A 16,556-nucleotide genomic window follows, 5' to 3' on the forward strand; every position below is an offset into this window, starting at 1 on the left:
TTGGCTCCAGAAAAAACGAAAGAAATTCAACGCGACGGGCTTTGCGCCACGTCAAGCAAAGACGGTGCCGGGTTGAGTCTGAGCTGCTCGGCGGCGGCCTGCTGCATCGGGCTCATGCATTCATCTGCCAGGCGGCGGCCCTGCTTCTGGTGCATCAGCATCGACTTGTTGAGCAGCTGTATCCACACGGCCCCCTGCAATCTGTCCTCCAGCCGCACGGCGCCTGTACTGGTTTCCACGGGGCGCACCCGGAAGCGCTGGCCCTTGAGCTGCAGATGGAAGTAACCAGGTGCCTGCGGGTCGGGCTGGATGCTCACGGTCTGCCCCAACTCGCAGGGCAGCGCGCCCACGTGCACGTTGGCGGCAATGGCGAGCTCCGCCGGGGACAGGGGCTCCTCTGCCGGCGCCCCCGCCTGCACGGGCGCCACCTTGCGGCCAGCCGACTGCGCTTGCGCTTGGCCGCCCACGGTCAGCAAGGCGGCCGCCAGTAGACACACACCCGGCAAGGGCGGGAAGGAAAAGCGGGTCAACGGGTTGGCAGCCATCTCTGTCTCCTCAATGGGCCGTGGGCTCGAAGTAGGAACGGACACTGTCGGGCATCTTGCAGCCCGTCTGGCGCGCACGCTCCAGCACCTGCCAAAAATAGCGGTAACTGGCCCTGTCGTGCAAATGCCCCTCATGGGATATCGGCGCCCAGTCGGCCTCCACAGCAGCCAGCACGATGGCCGCTGCCTTGTCCACCTCCTGCGCCTCGGGGGCAAAAGCCTCCAGGATCGGCTCGATCTGGTCGGGGTGGATGCTCCACATGCGGGTGTAGCCCAGCTCTCGCGCTGCGCGCTGTGCCGCCTGCCGCAGGGCTGCCGTGTCCTTGAACTCGGTCACCACGCAATGCGAGGGCACCTTGCCATGGGCATGGCACGCGCTGGCAATCTCAAGCTTGGCCCGCAACACCAGCGGGTGGCTGAACTGCCCCGCCACACCCATGCCACCGGAGGGGATGGCCCCGCCGTGGGCCGAGACAAAGTCCATCAGGCCGAAACTCAGCGACTGCACGCGCGGGTGAGCCGCGATATCGAAAGCCCGGTGCACCGCCAGGGGCGATTCGATCAGCACATGCAGGGGCAAGTCGGCACCGCCAGCGGCGTCCAGCGCATGCGCGGCACGCGCCACGTCGTCCACGGACTCGACCTTGGGCACCATCAAGTGCGACAGATGCGGCCCGGCCGTGCCCACAATGTGCGCAACGTCAGCCTCAAAAGCTGGGTGGTCCACCGGGTGAACCCGCACGCCCACGCGCTGGCGCACCGGAGCGTCGGGCTTTACCCCGCGCGCCAGCTCAGCCACCAAGGCAGCATGTTCGGCCTCACCGCCCACGGGCGCGCCGTCCTCGCAGTCCAGTGTCACGTCGAAGACGCACGCACCGAACCGCTCGATGTAACCCGCCTGTAACTCCAGGCTCTTGCGCATGCGCGCCTCCACGCCGCTGTAGTGGTCACACACCGGGAGCGTCACCGCCCCGGCCTGTGCGCCCAGCAACACCTGACGTGGATGCTTGCCCATGCCAGCGGCTTACAGCAGGTGGGCGACGCCAGCCTGCTCGTCGGTCAGCTCTTTCAGGGTCTTGTCGATGCAAGCCTGGCTGAACGCGTCGATTTCCAGGCCTTCGACGACCTTGTACTCACCGTTTTCGCAGGTGACGGGGAAGCCGAACATGACATCCTTGGGAATGCCGTACCATCCCTGGGACGGGATGCCCATGGTGACCCACTTGCCGTTGGTGCCCAGGGCCCAGTCGCGCATGTGGTCGATGGCAGCGTTGGCTGCGGAAGCGGCGGAAGACAGACCGCGCGCCTCGATGATGGCGGCACCACGCTTGCCCACGGTCGGCAGGAACACGGTTTCGTTCCACACTTGGTCGTTGATCATGTCCTTGACGGATTCGCCGTTGATGGTGGCGAAACGGTAGTCGGCGTACATGGTGGGCGAGTGGTTGCCCCACACGCACAGTTTCTCGATGTCCTTGACGGCCTTGCCGGTCTTGGCGGCGATCTGGGAAGCAGCGCGGTTGTGGTCCAGGCGCAGCATGGCGGTGAAGTTGCCCGGCTTCAGGTCCGGTGCGCTCTTCATGGCGATGTAGGCGTTGGTGTTGGCGGGGTTGCCCACCACCAGCACTTTCACGTTGCGCGAAGCCACGGCGTTCAGGGCCTTGCCCTGGGCGGTGAAGATCTGGGCGTTGGCGGCCAGCAGATCGGCGCGCTCCATGCCAGGGCCACGAGGACGGGCGCCGACCAGCAGGGCGTAGTCGGTATCCTTGAACGCGGTCATCGCGTCAGAGTGGGCCTCCATGCCAGCCAGCAGCGGGAAAGCACAGTCTTCCAGCTCCATCATCACGCCCTTGAGCGCCTTCTGGGCCTTTTCGTCAGGAATTTCGAGCAGCTGCAGAATGACCGGCTGGTCCTTGCCCAGCATTTCGCCGGAAGCAATGCGGAACAGCAGGGCATAACCGATTTGACCTGCGGCGCCGGTGACGGCCACGCGAACGGGCTTCTTGCTCATGAAAACACTCCAGAGTGGGTACGGTTGAAAGAAAACAGATCCCGCCAAGTGTACTCTGGTAAACCCTCAAACGTCAATTTGTCTTATGTCTTATATAAGATATGATTGACGCTTACAAATCATGAGCCAGCCCCCCCTCCAATCCAACACCGCGCCTTCCGCCGCCGGGGCCGAAAACCCCGGGCAGGCAGGCGCGCCCACGCCGGCGTTCAGTCCGCTGTACCAGCAGATCAAGACGCTCATCCTGCAGAGCCTGCAGGCCGGCGAATGGAAGCCTGGAGACCTGATACCCAGCGAGCTGGAACTGGCGGCACGCTACCGCGTGAGCCAGGGCACGGTGCGCAAGGCCATTGACGAGCTGGCGGCCGACAACCTACTCGTGCGCCGCCAGGGCAAAGGCACCTTCGTTGCCACCCACGCGGAACAGCACATCCAGTACCGCTTCCTGCGCCTGCACCCCGACGTCGGCTCCCTGGCCAACGAGGGCCCCAGGGAGCGCCGCATCATTGAATGCCGCCGCCTGCGCGCGCCCACCGAAATCACCCACCTGCTCGGGCTGCGCAGCGGCGAGCCGGTGATCCAGGTGCACCGGGTGCTGTCCTTCCAGGGCACCCCCACCATTCTGGAAGACCTGTGGCTCCCGGGCGGGCCGTTCAAGGGCCTGACGCTGGAAACACTGGCCCAGCACCAAGGGCCGATGTATGCCCTGTTTGAAACCCAGTTTGGCGTTCGCATGGTTCGCGCCGAGGAAAAGATCAAGGCCGTGGCCGCCGACGCACAGGCCGCCGAGCGGCTGGGCGTGCCTGCGGGCTTCCCCTTGCTCAGCGTCGAACGCGTGGCCTACACCTACAACGACATCCCCATGGAGTTGCGACGCGGCCTCTACCGAACAGACCACCACCACTACCGCAACGAGCTGAGTTGAGACCTCAAACATTCACCGAACACAGATAGACACATGTTGCGTTGCAATAGAATTCGACAGTTAACCGTCAGGGTCGTGCCGCACAGTTACGCGCCGGTTACCAACCCTCCGTCCTCAAGCCAACCGAAAGTCCTCTCATGACAGAGCTGAGCAAAAAGCGGCCAGAGTTCCGCAACATCAATGCCTTCAAGGACCTCACCACCTACCGCCTCCCTGCGGCCGGGTGGGTGTCCATCCTGCACCGCGCCAGCGGTGGCCTGATGTTCATCCTGCTGCCGTTCATCGTCTGGATGTTCGACACGTCGCTTTCCTCGGAACTGTCGTACGACACCTTCACCTCCGCCTTCAGCGCGGGTATCGGCTTTGTGCCGGGCTGGTTCGTCAAGCTGGTCTGCCTGGGCCTGATCTGGGGCTACCTGCACCACTTCATCGCTGGCGTGCGCCACCTCTACATGGATGCCACCCACTCCGTCACCAAGGAGTTTGGCAAGTCCTCCGCCGTCGTCACCCTGGCTCTCAGCCTGGGTTTGACGGTCGTGCTCGGCGCCAAGCTGTTCGGCCTGTACTGATTCAACCGCCCGGAGTAGAAAAATGTCCGTCAACTACGGCTCCAAGCGCGTCGTCACCGGCGCCCACTACGGCACCCGCGACTGGCTGGTCCAGCGCGTCACCGCCGCCCTCATGGCCCTGTTCACCATCGTGCTGCTGGCACAGGTGATCTTCTCCAGCGGCCCCATCGGCTACGAAACCTGGGCCGGCATCTTCGCCGCCCAGTGGATGAAGTTCCTGACCTTCGCTGTGATCGTCGCCCTGGCATGGCATGCATGGGTGGGCATCCGCGACATCTGGATGGACTATGTCAAGCCCGCCGGCCTGCGCCTGGCACTGCACGTTTTCACTCTGGTCTGGCTGGTGGGTTGCGCCGGTTGGGCATTTCAAGTTCTCTGGAGGCTCTGATTCATGACCACCACCGCATCTCTTCCCAAGCGCAAGTTCGACGTGGTCATCGTCGGAGCCGGCGGCTCCGGCATGCGCGCCTCGCTGCAGCTGGCCCGTGCAGGTCTGAACGTGGCCGTGCTCTCCAAGGTCTTCCCCACCCGCTCGCACACCGTTGCAGCACAGGGCGGCGTGTCCGCTTCCCTGGGCAACATGAGCGAAGACAGCTGGGAATTCCACTTCTATGACACCGTCAAGGGCTCCGACTGGCTGGGTGACCAGGACGCCATCGAATTCATGTGCCGCGAAGCACCGAAGGTCGTCTACGAACTCGAACACTTCGGCATGCCGTTCGACCGCAACCCCGACGGCACGATCTACCAGCGTCCGTTCGGCGGCCACACCGCCAACTACGGCGAAAAGCCCGTGCAACGCGCCTGCGCCGCTGCTGACCGCACCGGCCACGCCATGCTGCACACGCTGTACCAGGCCAACGTGTCGTCGCGCACCACCTTCTTCGTGGAGTGGATGGCTCTGGACCTGATCCGCGACGCCGACGGCGACGTGGTGGGCGTGACCGCCCTGGAAATGGAAACCGGCGACACCTACGTGCTGGAAGCCAAAACCGTGCTGCTGGCCACCGGTGGTGCAGGCCGCATCTACCAGTCGTCCACCAACGCCTTCATCAACACCGGTGATGGCCTGGGCATGGCCGCGCGCGCTGGCATTGCACTGCAAGACATGGAATTCTGGCAGTTCCACCCCACCGGCGTGGCTGGCGCGGGCGTGCTGCTGACCGAAGGCTGCCGTGGCGAAGGCGCGATCCTGCTCAACAGCAACGGCGAACGCTTCATGGAGCGCTACGCGCCCACGCTAAAGGACCTGGCGCCGCGTGACTTCGTGTCCCGCTGCATGGGCCAGGAAATCCTGGAAGGCCGTGGCTGTGGTCCCAACAAGGACTACATCGAGATGAAGCTCTCGCACCTGGGTGCAGAGACCATCCACAAGCGCCTGCCCTCGGTGTTCGAGATCGGTGTGAACTTCGCCAACGTGGACGTGACCCGCGAGAACATCCCCGTGGTGCCCACCATCCACTACCAGATGGGCGGTATCCCCACCAACATCCACGGTCAGGTGGTCGAGCGCGTCAACGGCGAAGACAAGCCCGTCAACGGCCTGTACGCGGTGGGCGAATGCTCCTGCGTGTCGGTGCACGGCGCCAACCGCCTGGGCACCAACTCCCTGCTGGACCTGCTGGTGTTCGGCAAGGCGGCGGGCAACCACATCATCGCCAACGTCAACCCCAAGCAGGAACACAAGGCCCTGCCCAAGGACGCCGCAGACAAGACGCTGGCGCGCCTGGCACGCCTGGACAACTGCAAGGACGGCGAGTACGCCCAGAACGTGGCCAACGACATGCGCGCCATCATGCAGGCGCACGCTGGTGTGTTCCGCAGCCAGGAGGTCATGAACGAAGGCGTCAAGAAGATTGCCGCCCTGCGTGAGCGCGTGGCCAACATCGGCCTGAAGGACAACTCCAAGGTCTTCAACACCGCCCGCATCGAGGCGCTGGAAGTCGAGAACCTGATGGAAGCCGCGCAAGCCACCATGGAAAGCGCCGCCGCCCGCACCGAATGCCGTGGCGCCCACCTGGTGCGCGACTACGAGCACGACGTGACCCACCCCACCTGCCCGCTGGGCCGCAACGACGCCGAGTGGATGAAGCACACCCTCTGGTACAAGGATGGCAACCGCCTGGACTACAAGCCCGTGCGCATGAAGCCCCTGACTGCCGAGACGGTGCCCCCGAAGCCCCGTACCTTCTGACCGGAACGCGCGAGAAAAAGGAACCTGAAAAATGGCACAACGCACTTTCAAGATCTACCGCTACGACCCGGACAAGGACGCCAAGCCCTACATGCAGACCATCCAGGTCGAACTGGACGGCTCCGAGCGCATGCTGCTCGACGCCCTGGTCAAGCTCAAGGCGGTGGACCCCACCCTGTCGTTCCGCCGCTCCTGCCGCGAGGGTGTCTGTGGCTCTGACGCCATGAACATCAACGGCAAGAACGGCCTGGCCTGCCTGACCAACCTGAACACGCTCAAGGGCGACATCGTCCTCAAGCCGCTGCCCGGCCTGCCGGTGGTGCGCGACCTGATCGTGGACATGACCCTGTTCTTCAAGCAGTACCACAGCATCAAGCCCTACCTGATCAACGAGACCCCCGCCCCCGAGCGCGAGCGCCTGCAGAGCCCGGAAGAGCGCGAGGAACTCAACGGTCTGTACGAGTGCATTCTGTGCGCCAGCTGCTCCACGAGCTGCCCGAGCTTCTGGTGGAACCCCGACAAGTTCGTCGGCCCCGCCGGTCTGCTGCAGGCCTACCGCTTCATCGCCGACAGCCGTGACCAGGCGACCAGCGAGCGACTGGACAACCTGGAAGATCCGTACCGCCTGTTCCGCTGCCACACCATCATGAACTGCGTCGATGTCTGCCCCAAGGGTCTGAACCCCACCAAGGCCATCGGCAAGATCAAGGAAATGATGGTCCTGCGCTCCATCTGACCCGCAAGACAAGGCCATGGACGACACCGCCCTGCTCGACGAACGCGCCCTGAGCAAGCTCAAGTGGCGGTGCCGCCGTGGCCTGCTCGAAAACGACTTGTTCATCGAGCGCTTCTTCGCCAGGCACGAATCTGGCATCACCGTCCGTCAGGCACGCGCCCTTGACGCTCTCATGGACCTGCCCGACAACGATCTCCTGGATCTGCTGTTGCGCCGGACCGAGCCCAAGGATGCGCTGGCCACAGAGGAAGTCGTGGAATTGCTGACCCTGCTGCGCACGGGCCAGCCATCCGTTCAAGCCCACTCCTAATTCAAGGAAAACGAATGAAACTCGTAGACAACAAAGCCACCCTGTCCTTCAGCAACGGTGCGCCGAGCGTTGAACTGCCCGTTTACGCAGGCAGCATCGGCCCGGACGTGATCGACATCCGCAAGCTGTACGCGCAAACCGGCATGTTCACCTACGACCCGGGCTTCCTGTCCACAGCGTCGTGCCAGTCGGCCATCACCTACATCGATGGCGACAAGGGAGAGCTGCTGTACCGTGGCTACCCCATCGAGCAACTGGCAACCAGCTGCGACTACCTCGACACCTGCTACCTGCTGCTCAACGGCGAACTGCCCAACGAGAAGGAGCGCGGCGACTTCCACAAGCTCGTGATCAACCACACCATGGTCAACGAGCAGATGCAGTTCTTCCTGCGCGGCTTCCGTCGTGACGCGCACCCCATGGCTGTGTTGACCGGCCTGGTGGGCGCGCTTTCGGCCTTCTACCACGACAGCACCGATATCAACAATCCGGAGCATCGCCGCATCGCCGCGATCCGCCTGATCGCCAAGATGCCCACGCTCGTGGCCATGGCCTACAAGTACGGCATCGGCCAGCCCTACATGTACCCGCGCAACGACCTGTCCTACGCCGGCAACTTCCTGCGCATGATGTTCGGCACCCCCTGCGAGGAGTACAAGGTCAACCCGGTGCTCGAGCGCGCCCTGGACCGCATCTTCATCCTCCACGCCGACCACGAGCAGAACGCCTCCACCTCCACGGTGCGCCTGTGCGGTTCGTCAGGCACCAACCCCTTTGCCGCCATTGCTGCTGGCGTGGCCTGCCTGTGGGGCCCCGCCCACGGTGGCGCCAACGAGGCCTGCCTGAACATGCTGGAAAACATCCAGGCCAACGGCGGCGTGGCCAAGGTTGGCGAGTTCATGGAGAAGGTCAAGGACAAGAGCTCCGGCGTCAAGCTGATGGGCTTCGGTCACCGCGTCTACAAGAACTACGACCCGCGCGCCAAGCTCATGCAGGAAACCTGCAACGAGGTGCTGTCCGAACTGGGCCTGGAAAACGACCCCCTGTTCAAGCTGGCCAAGGAACTGGAAAAGATCGCCCTGGAAGACGATTACTTCGTGCAGCGCAAGCTCTACCCGAACGTGGACTTCTACTCCGGCATCGTGCAGCGCGCCATCGGCATCCCCGTGAACCTGTTCACCGGTATCTTCGCCCTGGCCCGTACCGTGGGCTGGATCGCCCAGCTCAACGAAATGATCGGCGACCCCGAGTACAAGATCGGCCGTCCCCGTCAGCTGTTCACCGGTTCTGCCCGCCGCGACGTGCCCCCTCTGGCACAGCGCTGATCACCGGCTGAAACCGCAGCCCGCCGCACGGCAACGTCGGCGGGTTTTTTTCTTCCACAGCATATTGCCCGGCATGCAACGCATTCACTCCGCCAAAGACTTGCGCGATCTGCTTGCCCAGGCTCAGCCCTCGCGCGCCTGCACCTGCACGGCCGGTGCGTGCGCAGGCTGGACCAGCCTGACCGAGGAGCGCTGGCCAGCCACGCAAATGCAGGCTGTGGCGTCGCTGCGCGACCCAGAGCTGTACGAGCCAACGTTCGAGGAAGTTCACCCACGGGGTACACGCTACGAATCCCCGGACGCCCCGGTGGCCGTGCAGCACTTTCCCTACAACCGCTGCGACATCTGGCAATGCACCCAGTGCCACAGGCATCTTCTGCGCTACACCGAGTTTGGCGGTTACTACGTGGACCACCGGATCCGCGAACTCTCCCCCACCCTCGACATCCTCGACTGAACACACACCCGGCCATCCGCATAAAATGATGGATTGCCAAGGAATGACCCATGGGACGCACCCTCTACGACAAGATCTGGGACGAGCACGTCGTCCACACCGAGGAAGACGGCACCGCGGTGCTCTACATCGACCGCCACCTGGTTCATGAAGTGACCAGCCCCCAGGCCTTTGAAGGCCTGCGCGTGGCCGGACGCAAGGTCTGGCGCATCAGCTCGGTGGTTGCCACCGCCGACCACAACACGCCGACAACCGGCTGGGAACTGGGCTACGACGGTATCGCCGACCCCATCAGCAAGGAACAGATCACCACGCTCGACGCGAACATCGCCGAGTTCGGTGCCGCGGCGTATTTCCCCTTCCTGTCCAAGCGCCAGGGTATCGTCCATGTGATCGGCCCCGAAAACGGCGCGACCCTTCCGGGCATGACCGTGGTCTGCGGTGACTCTCACACGTCCACGCACGGCGCCTTTGGCGCGCTGGCCCACGGCATCGGCACCTCCGAGGTGGAACACGTCCTGGCCACGCAGACACTGCTGGCCAAGAAGGCCAAGAACATGCTGGTCAAGGTCGAAGGCACGCTGCCCAAGGGATGCGGTGCCAAGGACATCGTGCTGGCCATCATTGGCAAGATCGGTACCGCAGGAGGCACCGGCTACACCATCGAATTTGGCGGCAGTGCCATCCGTGCCCTCAGCATGGAAGGCCGCATGACGGTCTGCAACATGGCCATCGAAGCGGGCGCACGCGCGGGTCTGGTGGCTGTGGACGACAAGACCATCGACTACGTCAAGGGCCGCCCCCTGGCCCCCAACGGCTTGGAATGGGACCAGGCCGTGGCTTATTGGAAGACGCTGCACTCCGACGCCGATGCCAGCTTCGACACCGTGGTCGAACTGGATGCCGCGCAGATCCTGCCGCAGGTCACCTGGGGCACCTCGCCCGAGATGGTGCTGCCGGTAACCGCCTCGGTACCCGACCCCGACAAGGAGAAGGACCCCAACAAGCGCAACGCCATGGAGCGCGCCTTGACCTACATGGGGCTCGAACCCGGCAAGCCACTGGCCGACATCCACGTCGACAAGGTTTTCATCGGCTCGTGCACCAACAGCCGCATTGAAGACATGCGCGAGGCAGCGGCGGTCGTCAAGAAGCTCGGTCAGAAGGTGGCGCGCAACGTCAAGCTGGCCATGGTGGTGCCCGGCTCGGGCCAGGTGAAAGACCAGGCCGAGCGCGAAGGGCTGCATGAAATCTTCAAGGCCGCGGGCTTTGAGTGGCGCGAACCGGGCTGCTCGATGTGCCTGGCCATGAACGCCGACCGGCTGGAGCCCGGCGAACGCTGCGCGTCCACCAGCAACCGCAACTTTGAAGGCCGCCAGGGCAATGGGGGGCGCACCCATCTGGTCAGCCCGGCCATGGCGGCTGCGGCAGCCATTCACGGTCACTTTGTCGACATCCGTCAATTCGCCTGATCGCAAGGAAAGGAAGCTCACCATGAAAAAGCTGTTCACCCTGCTGATTGCCACGCTGAGCCTGACCCTCGTGGGCTGTAACACCTGGTCCGGCGTCAAACAGGACGCAAAGGAAGTTGGCAGTGCTGCTGGCCGAGGCATAGAAAAAGCCGGCGAAAAAATTCAGGACATCGCCAAGTAATCAAGCGAAAAAGTCTTCATGCAAAAATTCACCGTGCACAAGGGCCTGGTGGCCCCCATGGACCGGGAAAACGTCGACACCGACGCCATCATCCCGAAGCAGTTCCTGAAGTCCATCCGCAAGACGGGCTTCGGGCCGAACCTGTTCGACGAGTGGCGCTACCTGGACCCTGGCTACCCTGGCCAGGACCCGGCCAGCCGCAAGCCCAACCCCGAGTTCGTTCTGAACCAGCCGCGCTACCAGGGCGCCTCCGTCCTGCTGGCACGCAAGAACTTCGGCTGCGGCTCCAGCCGCGAACACGCGCCTTGGGCCATTGAGCAATATGGCTTCCGCGCGCTCATCGCCCCCAGCTTTGCCGACATCTTCTTCAACAACTGCTTCAAGAACGGCCTGCTGCCCATCGTGCTGCCCGAGGCCACGGTGTCGCAGCTGTTCGACGAGGTCCACGCATTCCCTGGCTACCAGCTCACCATCGACCTGGAGCGCCAGGTGATCGTGCGCCCGCAGGGCGAGGAGATTCCTTTCGACGTGCAGCCCTTCCGCAAGTACTGCCTCATCAACGGGCTGGACGACATCGGTCTGACGCTGCGCCACAAGGACAAGATCCAGGCCTACGAAGCCGAACGCTTGGCCCAGAAGCCCTGGCTGGCACACACGATGCTGAGCTGAACGTCAGTCCACCGAGCGCAACCTCACTTTCAAGGGCGCTGAAGCGCCCGCACCGCACATGAAAATCGCAGTTCTTCCTGGTGACGGCATCGGCACCGAAATCGTCGCTGAAGCCGTCAAGGTTCTCAAGGCCCTCGACCTCAAGTTCGAAATGGAACAGGCCCTAGTGGGCGGCGCCGCTTACGAGGCGCATGGCCACCCGCTGCCGGAATCGACCCTGAAACTGGCCATGGAAGCCGACGCCGTGCTGTTCGGTGCGGTGGGCGACTGGAAGTACGACAAGCTGGACCGCCCTCTGCGCCCCGAGCAGGCCATTCTGGGCCTGCGCAAGAACCTGGGGCTGTTTGCCAACTTCCGCCCGGCCATCTGCTACGAACAACTGGTCGGCGCGTCCAGCCTCAAGCCTGAACTCATCGCGGGCCTGGACATCCTCATCATCCGAGAGCTCACCGGCGACATCTACTTCGGCCAGCCGCGCGGACGCCGCGTGGCCACCGACGGCCACTTCCCCGGTGCCGAGGAAGCTTTCGACACCATGCGCTACTCCAAGCCCGAGATCGAGCGCATCGCCCACGTGGCCTTCCAGGCGGCACGCAAGCGCAACAAGAAGGTCACCAGCGTGGACAAAGCCAACGTGCTGGAAACCTTCCAGTTCTGGAAGGACGTGGTCACCGAAGTACACGCCCAGTACCCCGACGTGGAGCTGCAGCACATGTACGTGGACAACGCCGCCATGCAGCTCGTCAAGGCCCCCAAGGCGTTCGACGTGATCGTGACGGGCAACATGTTCGGCGACATCCTGTCGGACGAGGCCTCCATGCTGACCGGCTCCATTGGCATGTTGCCCTCGGCCAGCCTGAACAGCAAGAACCAGGGCCTGTACGAGCCCAGCCATGGCAGTGCACCCGACATCGCGGGCAAGGGCGTGGCCAACCCGCTGGCCACCATCCTGAGCGCGGCCATGATGCTGCGCTTCAGCCTGAACCAGCCCGAGGCGGCTGCCCGCATCGAGGCGGCTGTGCAGAAGGTGCTGGCACAAGGTCTGCGCACCCCTGACATCTGGAGCGAAGGCACCACCAAGGTGGGCACCGCACAGATGGGTGACGCCGTGGTGCAGGCGCTGTAAGCGCCGCACAAGGCTCCTTCGGCTACAATACAGGGATGTTTGCCGCCCGCCCGTTCGCCCTGAACCTGACACCTGCCGCCCTGGCAGGTGTGGCTGCGCGCGCAATCTCCACCAAAACCACGACCATTAAGGGCTGATCCAGCCTGGTTCGTCGTGCGCCCTCCCCGGCCTGACGAGCCGGGCAAACCGGTCCGGTCTGGCACCGTTTGTTTTACTTGAAAGGGCGTTTGAAATGAGCAAGTTGGTAGGTTTGGTCGGCTGGCGCGGCATGGTCGGCTCGGTGTTGATGGACCGCATGGTGGCCGAAGGTGACTTCGACCACATCGAGCCCATTTTCTTTTCCACATCGAATGCCGGCGGCAAGGCACCCGCACAGGCGAAGCAGCACACTGCACTGCAAGACGCGAACGACATTGCAGCGTTGGCGAAGTGCGACATCGTGATCACCTGCCAGGGTGGCGACTACACCAAGGAAGTCTTCCCCAAGCTGCGCGCCTCCGGCTGGCAAGGCCACTGGATCGATGCCGCCTCTTCCCTGCGCATGGAAAAGGACGCGGTCATCATCCTCGACCCCGTCAACGACAACGTCATCCGCAAGGCCCTGGCCGCTGGCGGCAAGAACTGGATCGGCGGCAACTGCACCAACTCCATACTGCTGATGGGCCTGGGCGGTCTGTTCAAGCAAGGCCTGGTCGAGTGGGTCAGCTCCATGACCTACCAGGCGGCATCCGGCGGCGGCGCCAACCACATGCGCGAACTGCTCAAGGGCATGGGGGTAGTGCACGGCGCCGTGGCCGATGAGCTGGCCACCCCCGCTTCCGCCATCCTGGAGATCGACCGCAAGGTGGCCAAGGCCATCCGCGAAGACGTGCCCACCGAATTCTTCGGCGCCCCCCTGGCTGGTGGCCTGATCCCCTGGATCGACGTGCAGCTGGACAACGGCCAATCGAAGGAAGAATGGAAAGGCCAGGCCGAAGTCAACAAGATCCTGGGCACCGAGGCCACCATCCCCGTGGACGGCCTGTGCGTGCGTATCGGCGCCATGCGCTGCCACAGCCTGGCGCTCACGCTGAAGCTAAAGAAGGATCTGCCGCTGGCCGAGATCGAGTCCATCATCAAGAGCGGCAACCCGTGGGTGAAGTGGGTGCCGAACGACCGCGCCATCACCGTCAAAGAATTGACGCCAGCAGCCATTACCGGTGGCCTGGAAGTAGGTGTGGGTCGCGTGCGCAAGCTCAACATGGGCCCTGAGTACGTGTCGGCTTTCGTGATCGGCGACCAGCTGCTGTGGGGTGCTGCTGAACCGCTGCGCCGCATGCTGCGCATCCTGCTTGAGGCCTGAGCGGATATATTCGCCACTTGGCGAACAGAGGGAGCACGCCTGACAGCGTTGTGGATGCGCAACGCTCTGCTGCTCCCGTCTGTCCGGCAAAGCCACTGCCGCGACTCAAGCGGCTTATGAGCTTGTCACCATAACTGCTTGATGTTATGGTGTTTTCTCGAAAACAGGTTGAGGTCTACGTGCAGCACATACCATCCGACACTTCGGGAACGTCCCGTCACCCTGCCCCATTCGCCACAGCCACGTCTTTTGGTCTTGGCCTTCGCGCGGTGGCGGCGGCAGTGCTGCTCACATCTTCTTTTGTTGCCACCGATGCCCTGGCTCTTGCCTTGGGGCGGGTATCTGTGCAGTCCCAGCTCGGGCAGCCGCTGCGCGCCGAGATCGACGTCCCCAGCATCACCGATGAAGAAGCCGGTTCGTTGCAGATCGGCATCGCACCGGAAGACGCCTTCCGCGCGGCAACGATGCAGTTCAACCCCATTCTCAACAGTGTGCGCATCAGGCTGGAACGGCGGCCCAACGGGCGAGCGGTTCTCAGCTTGACAAGCGAACAGGCCGTCACAGAACCTTTCCTGGACATGGTCATACAGGCCAACTGGAATGGCGGGCGGCTGGTGCGCGGGTACACCATGCTGTTCGATCCACCGAACCTGCGCCCCGCTCCGGCTCCACTGCTGCCTTCGACCAACGGACGGACGCCCCCCCCGCCCGCAGCCGTGCCACAGGCACCAGCTGCGTCGGCTACACCCGCTGCGCCAGCTGCAAGCGCCGCTGCACCGGCAACCCCGGCACGGCCTGCGAGTGCCGCTGCAGCGGCCGCAGCGCCAGCTCAGGTCACCGTTCGTGCCGGTGACACCGCCGGACGGATCGCACTCGCCCACAAGCCACCAAGCGTCTCGCTGGAACAGATGCTGGTTGGCATCCTGCGCGCCAATCCGCAGGCCTTCATGGGCAACAACGTGAACCGGATGAAGGCTGGGGTTGTTCTCAACCTGCCGCCTGCGGCAGAGGTCGAACAGATCGAGGCGGCAGAAGCCCGCCAGCTGATCACAGCGCAGAGCCGCGACTTCAACGAATACCGCCGCCGCCTGGCTGCCATGGCACCAGGCCAGGGCAGCGAAGCCGGGGGCCGGGCCGCCACGGGCACGGTGCAAGCCGAAGTCAGCGAGGCCAAGCCGGATGCCCCCGCCGCCGACAAGCTGACGCTGTCCAAGGGAACGGTGGCGGCAGCCAATGCCCAGGAAGAACAGATTGCCCAGCAGCGCCAGCAGGAAGACAACAGCTCGCGCACAGCCGAGCTGTCCCGCAACCTGGAAGAACTGCAGCAGTTGAGCCAAGCCGCCAGCGAGACGGCCCCAAGTCCCGCAGCAGCCGCCCCCGCCGCCGAGCCAGCCGCCCCGGCAGCGCCCACGCCGCCGACCGCCGACCCGGCTCCCGCACCCGGCCCCGCCTTGCCAGCGCCTGTGCCAGTTCCGGCGCCCGCGCCCGCAGCCGCACCGGCCGGCGCTTTCGTCCAAGAGCTGATGGACAACCCTGTAGCGCTGCCTGCCGCAGGCGGATTGGCCGTTCTGCTGGGCGCGCTGGCGTTGCTCCGCATCCGCAAGCGCCGTGCCGAAAAGGCCGGCGCGCTGACAGACGAAGACGACTCCCGCTTTGAACCGGCCGGCGGTCAATCGGTCGACACCAGCGAGGAAGGTGCGCCGTCGTCGATGATGTATTCGCCGAGCCAGCTTGACGCCGGGGGCGACGTCGACCCCGTGGCCGAAGCCGACGTTTACCTCGCCTATGGACGGGACAAGCAGGCTGAAGAGATCTTGACCGACGCGTTGCGTTTGCACCCTGACCGCCTGGCGATTCACCTCAAGCTGCTCGAAATCTATGCCCAGCGCAACGACGCGAAGGCCTTTGAGGACGTGGCAGCACAGGTCTTTGACCTGACGGAAGGCCGCGGCAACGAATGGGAAGAAGCTAGGCAACTGGGCTATGCGATGGACCCGCAGAACCCCATGTATCAGCCCGCCCAGGAACGGGCCGAGGCCCCTGCGGCGGCGCCTATCGCAACGGAGGTTCCAGACCTCGATCTTGAACTGGGAACACCCGGTGACGCCGCACCGACGCAGACCCAGGCAGCATCGCTATCTGACCAGAGCGAGACAGCAGACAACGGCCTGGACTTCGACCTCGACCTGGACAGCCCGGAGCAGGTACAGGAAAAAACCGCCGACGCTCCTTCTCCGGCGATGGAAACCGACGCGTTCGAGCTGGACCTGGATCTGGGCGGCGAAGAACCCCAGACGCCTGCCCCCGCCCCGGCCAGTGCCCCGCAGGCCGATCAGGGCCTTGATTTTGACCTGGACCTCACGGACGTGCAGACCGAGGAGGCGCCTGCGCCTGAAGCGCAAAGCATCCCGCCGGAATTGGACGAGCTGTCGCTGGACCTGCAGGCCGAGGCCGCCCCTGTCGAGGAAGCTTCCAACCCCGATCTGGACGCGCTCTCGCAGATGGAGGTCGACGAAGGACTTGGCGGCTCAGACCCTCTGGAGACCAAGCTGTCGCTGGCCCGAGAGTTCGAGGCCATCGGCGACACCGAGGGGGCGCGCTCACTTGCCGAGGAAGTGGAAGCCGAGGCCAGCGGAGCCCTGCGTGAACGTGCCCGGGCCTTCCTGTCCCAGCTTTCCTGAAGCCACCACCGTC

General features: G+C 64.2%; 17 protein-coding genes. 14 read left to right on the forward strand and 3 right to left on the reverse strand.

All coding sequences use genetic code 11. The features are described from left to right. Positions 1-26 precede the first annotated feature (26 nt). The 3 genes from ACYVHH_RS01120 to ACYVHH_RS01130 are packed head-to-tail and all read right to left on the reverse strand — an operon-like array spanning position 27 to position 2,556. Positions 27-545 (reverse strand): hypothetical protein, encoded by a 519-nt coding sequence (locus tag ACYVHH_RS01120; RefSeq protein ID WP_460563156.1) that lies wholly within the window; start codon positions 543-545, stop codon positions 27-29. 10 nt (positions 546-555) lie between these two features. Beyond that, positions 556-1,560 carry an HpcH/HpaI aldolase/citrate lyase family protein gene (locus ACYVHH_RS01125; RefSeq protein WP_460563157.1) on the reverse strand — a complete coding sequence of 335 codons (1,005 nt, stop codon included), beginning with the start codon at positions 1,558-1,560 and terminating at the stop codon, positions 556-558. A gap of 9 nt (positions 1,561-1,569) precedes the next feature. Further along, complete coding sequence (locus tag ACYVHH_RS01130) at positions 1,570-2,556, reverse strand: malate dehydrogenase (protein ID WP_460563158.1); 987 nt, start codon at positions 2,554-2,556, stop codon at positions 1,570-1,572. Between the two features lie 121 nt (positions 2,557-2,677). On the opposite strand from ACYVHH_RS01130, the gene ACYVHH_RS01135 reads away from it, so the two are divergent. The 14 genes from ACYVHH_RS01135 (at position 2,678) to ACYVHH_RS01200 (ending at position 16,543) form a co-directional block, all read left to right on the forward strand. Next, entirely contained in the window at positions 2,678-3,481 is an 804-nt protein-coding gene (locus tag ACYVHH_RS01135) for a GntR family transcriptional regulator (RefSeq protein WP_460563159.1), read from the forward strand. 137 nt (positions 3,482-3,618) lie between these two features. Further along, positions 3,619-4,050, forward strand: a complete 432-nt coding sequence (gene sdhC, locus ACYVHH_RS01140; protein WP_460563160.1) for a succinate dehydrogenase, cytochrome b556 subunit — start codon at positions 3,619-3,621, stop codon at positions 4,048-4,050. A gap of 22 nt (positions 4,051-4,072) precedes the next feature. Continuing rightward, the gene (sdhD, locus tag ACYVHH_RS01145) at positions 4,073-4,438 is read left to right on the forward strand and encodes a succinate dehydrogenase, hydrophobic membrane anchor protein (RefSeq protein ID WP_460563161.1); all 366 of its coding nucleotides are present in this window, start codon (positions 4,073-4,075) and stop codon (positions 4,436-4,438) included. A 3-nt stretch (positions 4,439-4,441) separates the two neighbouring features. Next, a complete protein-coding gene (gene sdhA / locus ACYVHH_RS01150) occupies positions 4,442-6,244 on the forward strand; it encodes a succinate dehydrogenase flavoprotein subunit (protein WP_460563162.1) in 1,803 nt (600 codons plus the stop codon). A gap of 31 nt (positions 6,245-6,275) precedes the next feature. Next, entirely contained in the window at positions 6,276-6,980 is a 705-nt protein-coding gene (locus ACYVHH_RS01155) for a succinate dehydrogenase iron-sulfur subunit (protein ID WP_460563163.1), read from the forward strand. Between the two features lie 16 nt (positions 6,981-6,996). Beyond that, positions 6,997-7,290 (forward strand): FAD assembly factor SdhE, encoded by a 294-nt coding sequence (locus tag ACYVHH_RS01160; protein WP_460563164.1) that lies wholly within the window; start codon positions 6,997-6,999, stop codon positions 7,288-7,290. 14 nt (positions 7,291-7,304) lie between these two features. Next, complete coding sequence (locus ACYVHH_RS01165) at positions 7,305-8,615, forward strand: citrate synthase (protein WP_460563165.1); 1,311 nt, start codon at positions 7,305-7,307, stop codon at positions 8,613-8,615. A 73-nt stretch (positions 8,616-8,688) separates the two neighbouring features. Then, positions 8,689-9,072 carry a hypothetical protein gene (locus tag ACYVHH_RS01170; RefSeq protein ID WP_460563166.1) on the forward strand — a complete coding sequence of 128 codons (384 nt, stop codon included), beginning with the start codon at positions 8,689-8,691 and terminating at the stop codon, positions 9,070-9,072. Between the two features lie 50 nt (positions 9,073-9,122). Then, complete coding sequence (gene leuC, locus ACYVHH_RS01175) at positions 9,123-10,544, forward strand: 3-isopropylmalate dehydratase large subunit (protein WP_460563167.1); 1,422 nt, start codon at positions 9,123-9,125, stop codon at positions 10,542-10,544. 22 nt (positions 10,545-10,566) lie between these two features. Then, on the forward strand, positions 10,567-10,725 hold the full coding sequence (locus tag ACYVHH_RS01180) for an entericidin EcnAB (RefSeq protein ID WP_460563168.1): 159 nt from the start codon (positions 10,567-10,569) through the stop codon (positions 10,723-10,725). An 18-nt stretch (positions 10,726-10,743) separates the two neighbouring features. Continuing rightward, positions 10,744-11,394 (forward strand): 3-isopropylmalate dehydratase small subunit, encoded by a 651-nt coding sequence (gene leuD, locus ACYVHH_RS01185; protein ID WP_460563169.1) that lies wholly within the window; start codon positions 10,744-10,746, stop codon positions 11,392-11,394. 58 nt (positions 11,395-11,452) lie between these two features. Beyond that, positions 11,453-12,520, forward strand: coding sequence for a 3-isopropylmalate dehydrogenase (gene leuB, locus ACYVHH_RS01190; RefSeq protein WP_460563170.1), 1,068 nt, complete (start codon positions 11,453-11,455; stop codon positions 12,518-12,520). Between the two features lie 232 nt (positions 12,521-12,752). Continuing rightward, positions 12,753-13,862, forward strand: a complete 1,110-nt coding sequence (gene asd, locus ACYVHH_RS01195; RefSeq protein WP_460563171.1) for an aspartate-semialdehyde dehydrogenase — start codon at positions 12,753-12,755, stop codon at positions 13,860-13,862. Between the two features lie 146 nt (positions 13,863-14,008). Continuing rightward, positions 14,009-16,543: a FimV/HubP family polar landmark protein gene (locus tag ACYVHH_RS01200; protein WP_460563172.1), complete on the forward strand. Its 2,535-nt coding sequence runs from the start codon at positions 14,009-14,011 to the stop codon at positions 16,541-16,543. The last annotated feature ends 13 nt before the right edge of the window (positions 16,544-16,556 follow it).

Source organism: Hydrogenophaga aquatica (assembly GCF_054780915.1).

Coding starts and splice junctions, on each gene's coding strand:
- ACYVHH_RS01200 (WP_460563172.1), top strand. CDS start 14,009: ATGGTGTTTTCTCGAAAACAGGTTGAGGTCTACGTGCAGCACATACCA.
- ACYVHH_RS01155 (WP_460563163.1), top strand. CDS start 6,276: ATGGCACAACGCACTTTCAAGATCTACCGCTACGACCCGGACAAGGAC.
- asd (WP_460563171.1), top strand. CDS start 12,753: ATGAGCAAGTTGGTAGGTTTGGTCGGCTGGCGCGGCATGGTCGGCTCG.
- leuD (WP_460563169.1), top strand. CDS start 10,744: ATGCAAAAATTCACCGTGCACAAGGGCCTGGTGGCCCCCATGGACCGG.
- ACYVHH_RS01160 (WP_460563164.1), top strand. CDS start 6,997: ATGGACGACACCGCCCTGCTCGACGAACGCGCCCTGAGCAAGCTCAAG.
- ACYVHH_RS01165 (WP_460563165.1), top strand. CDS start 7,305: ATGAAACTCGTAGACAACAAAGCCACCCTGTCCTTCAGCAACGGTGCG.
- leuC (WP_460563167.1), top strand. CDS start 9,123: ATGGGACGCACCCTCTACGACAAGATCTGGGACGAGCACGTCGTCCAC.
- ACYVHH_RS01120 (WP_460563156.1), bottom strand. CDS start 545: ATGGCTGCCAACCCGTTGACCCGCTTTTCCTTCCCGCCCTTGCCGGGT.
- sdhC (WP_460563160.1), top strand. CDS start 3,619: ATGACAGAGCTGAGCAAAAAGCGGCCAGAGTTCCGCAACATCAATGCC.
- sdhD (WP_460563161.1), top strand. CDS start 4,073: ATGTCCGTCAACTACGGCTCCAAGCGCGTCGTCACCGGCGCCCACTAC.
- ACYVHH_RS01135 (WP_460563159.1), top strand. CDS start 2,678: ATGAGCCAGCCCCCCCTCCAATCCAACACCGCGCCTTCCGCCGCCGGG.
- ACYVHH_RS01130 (WP_460563158.1), bottom strand. CDS start 2,556: ATGAGCAAGAAGCCCGTTCGCGTGGCCGTCACCGGCGCCGCAGGTCAA.
- ACYVHH_RS01170 (WP_460563166.1), top strand. CDS start 8,689: ATGCAACGCATTCACTCCGCCAAAGACTTGCGCGATCTGCTTGCCCAG.
- leuB (WP_460563170.1), top strand. CDS start 11,453: ATGAAAATCGCAGTTCTTCCTGGTGACGGCATCGGCACCGAAATCGTC.
- ACYVHH_RS01125 (WP_460563157.1), bottom strand. CDS start 1,560: ATGGGCAAGCATCCACGTCAGGTGTTGCTGGGCGCACAGGCCGGGGCG.
- sdhA (WP_460563162.1), top strand. CDS start 4,442: ATGACCACCACCGCATCTCTTCCCAAGCGCAAGTTCGACGTGGTCATC.
- ACYVHH_RS01180 (WP_460563168.1), top strand. CDS start 10,567: ATGAAAAAGCTGTTCACCCTGCTGATTGCCACGCTGAGCCTGACCCTC.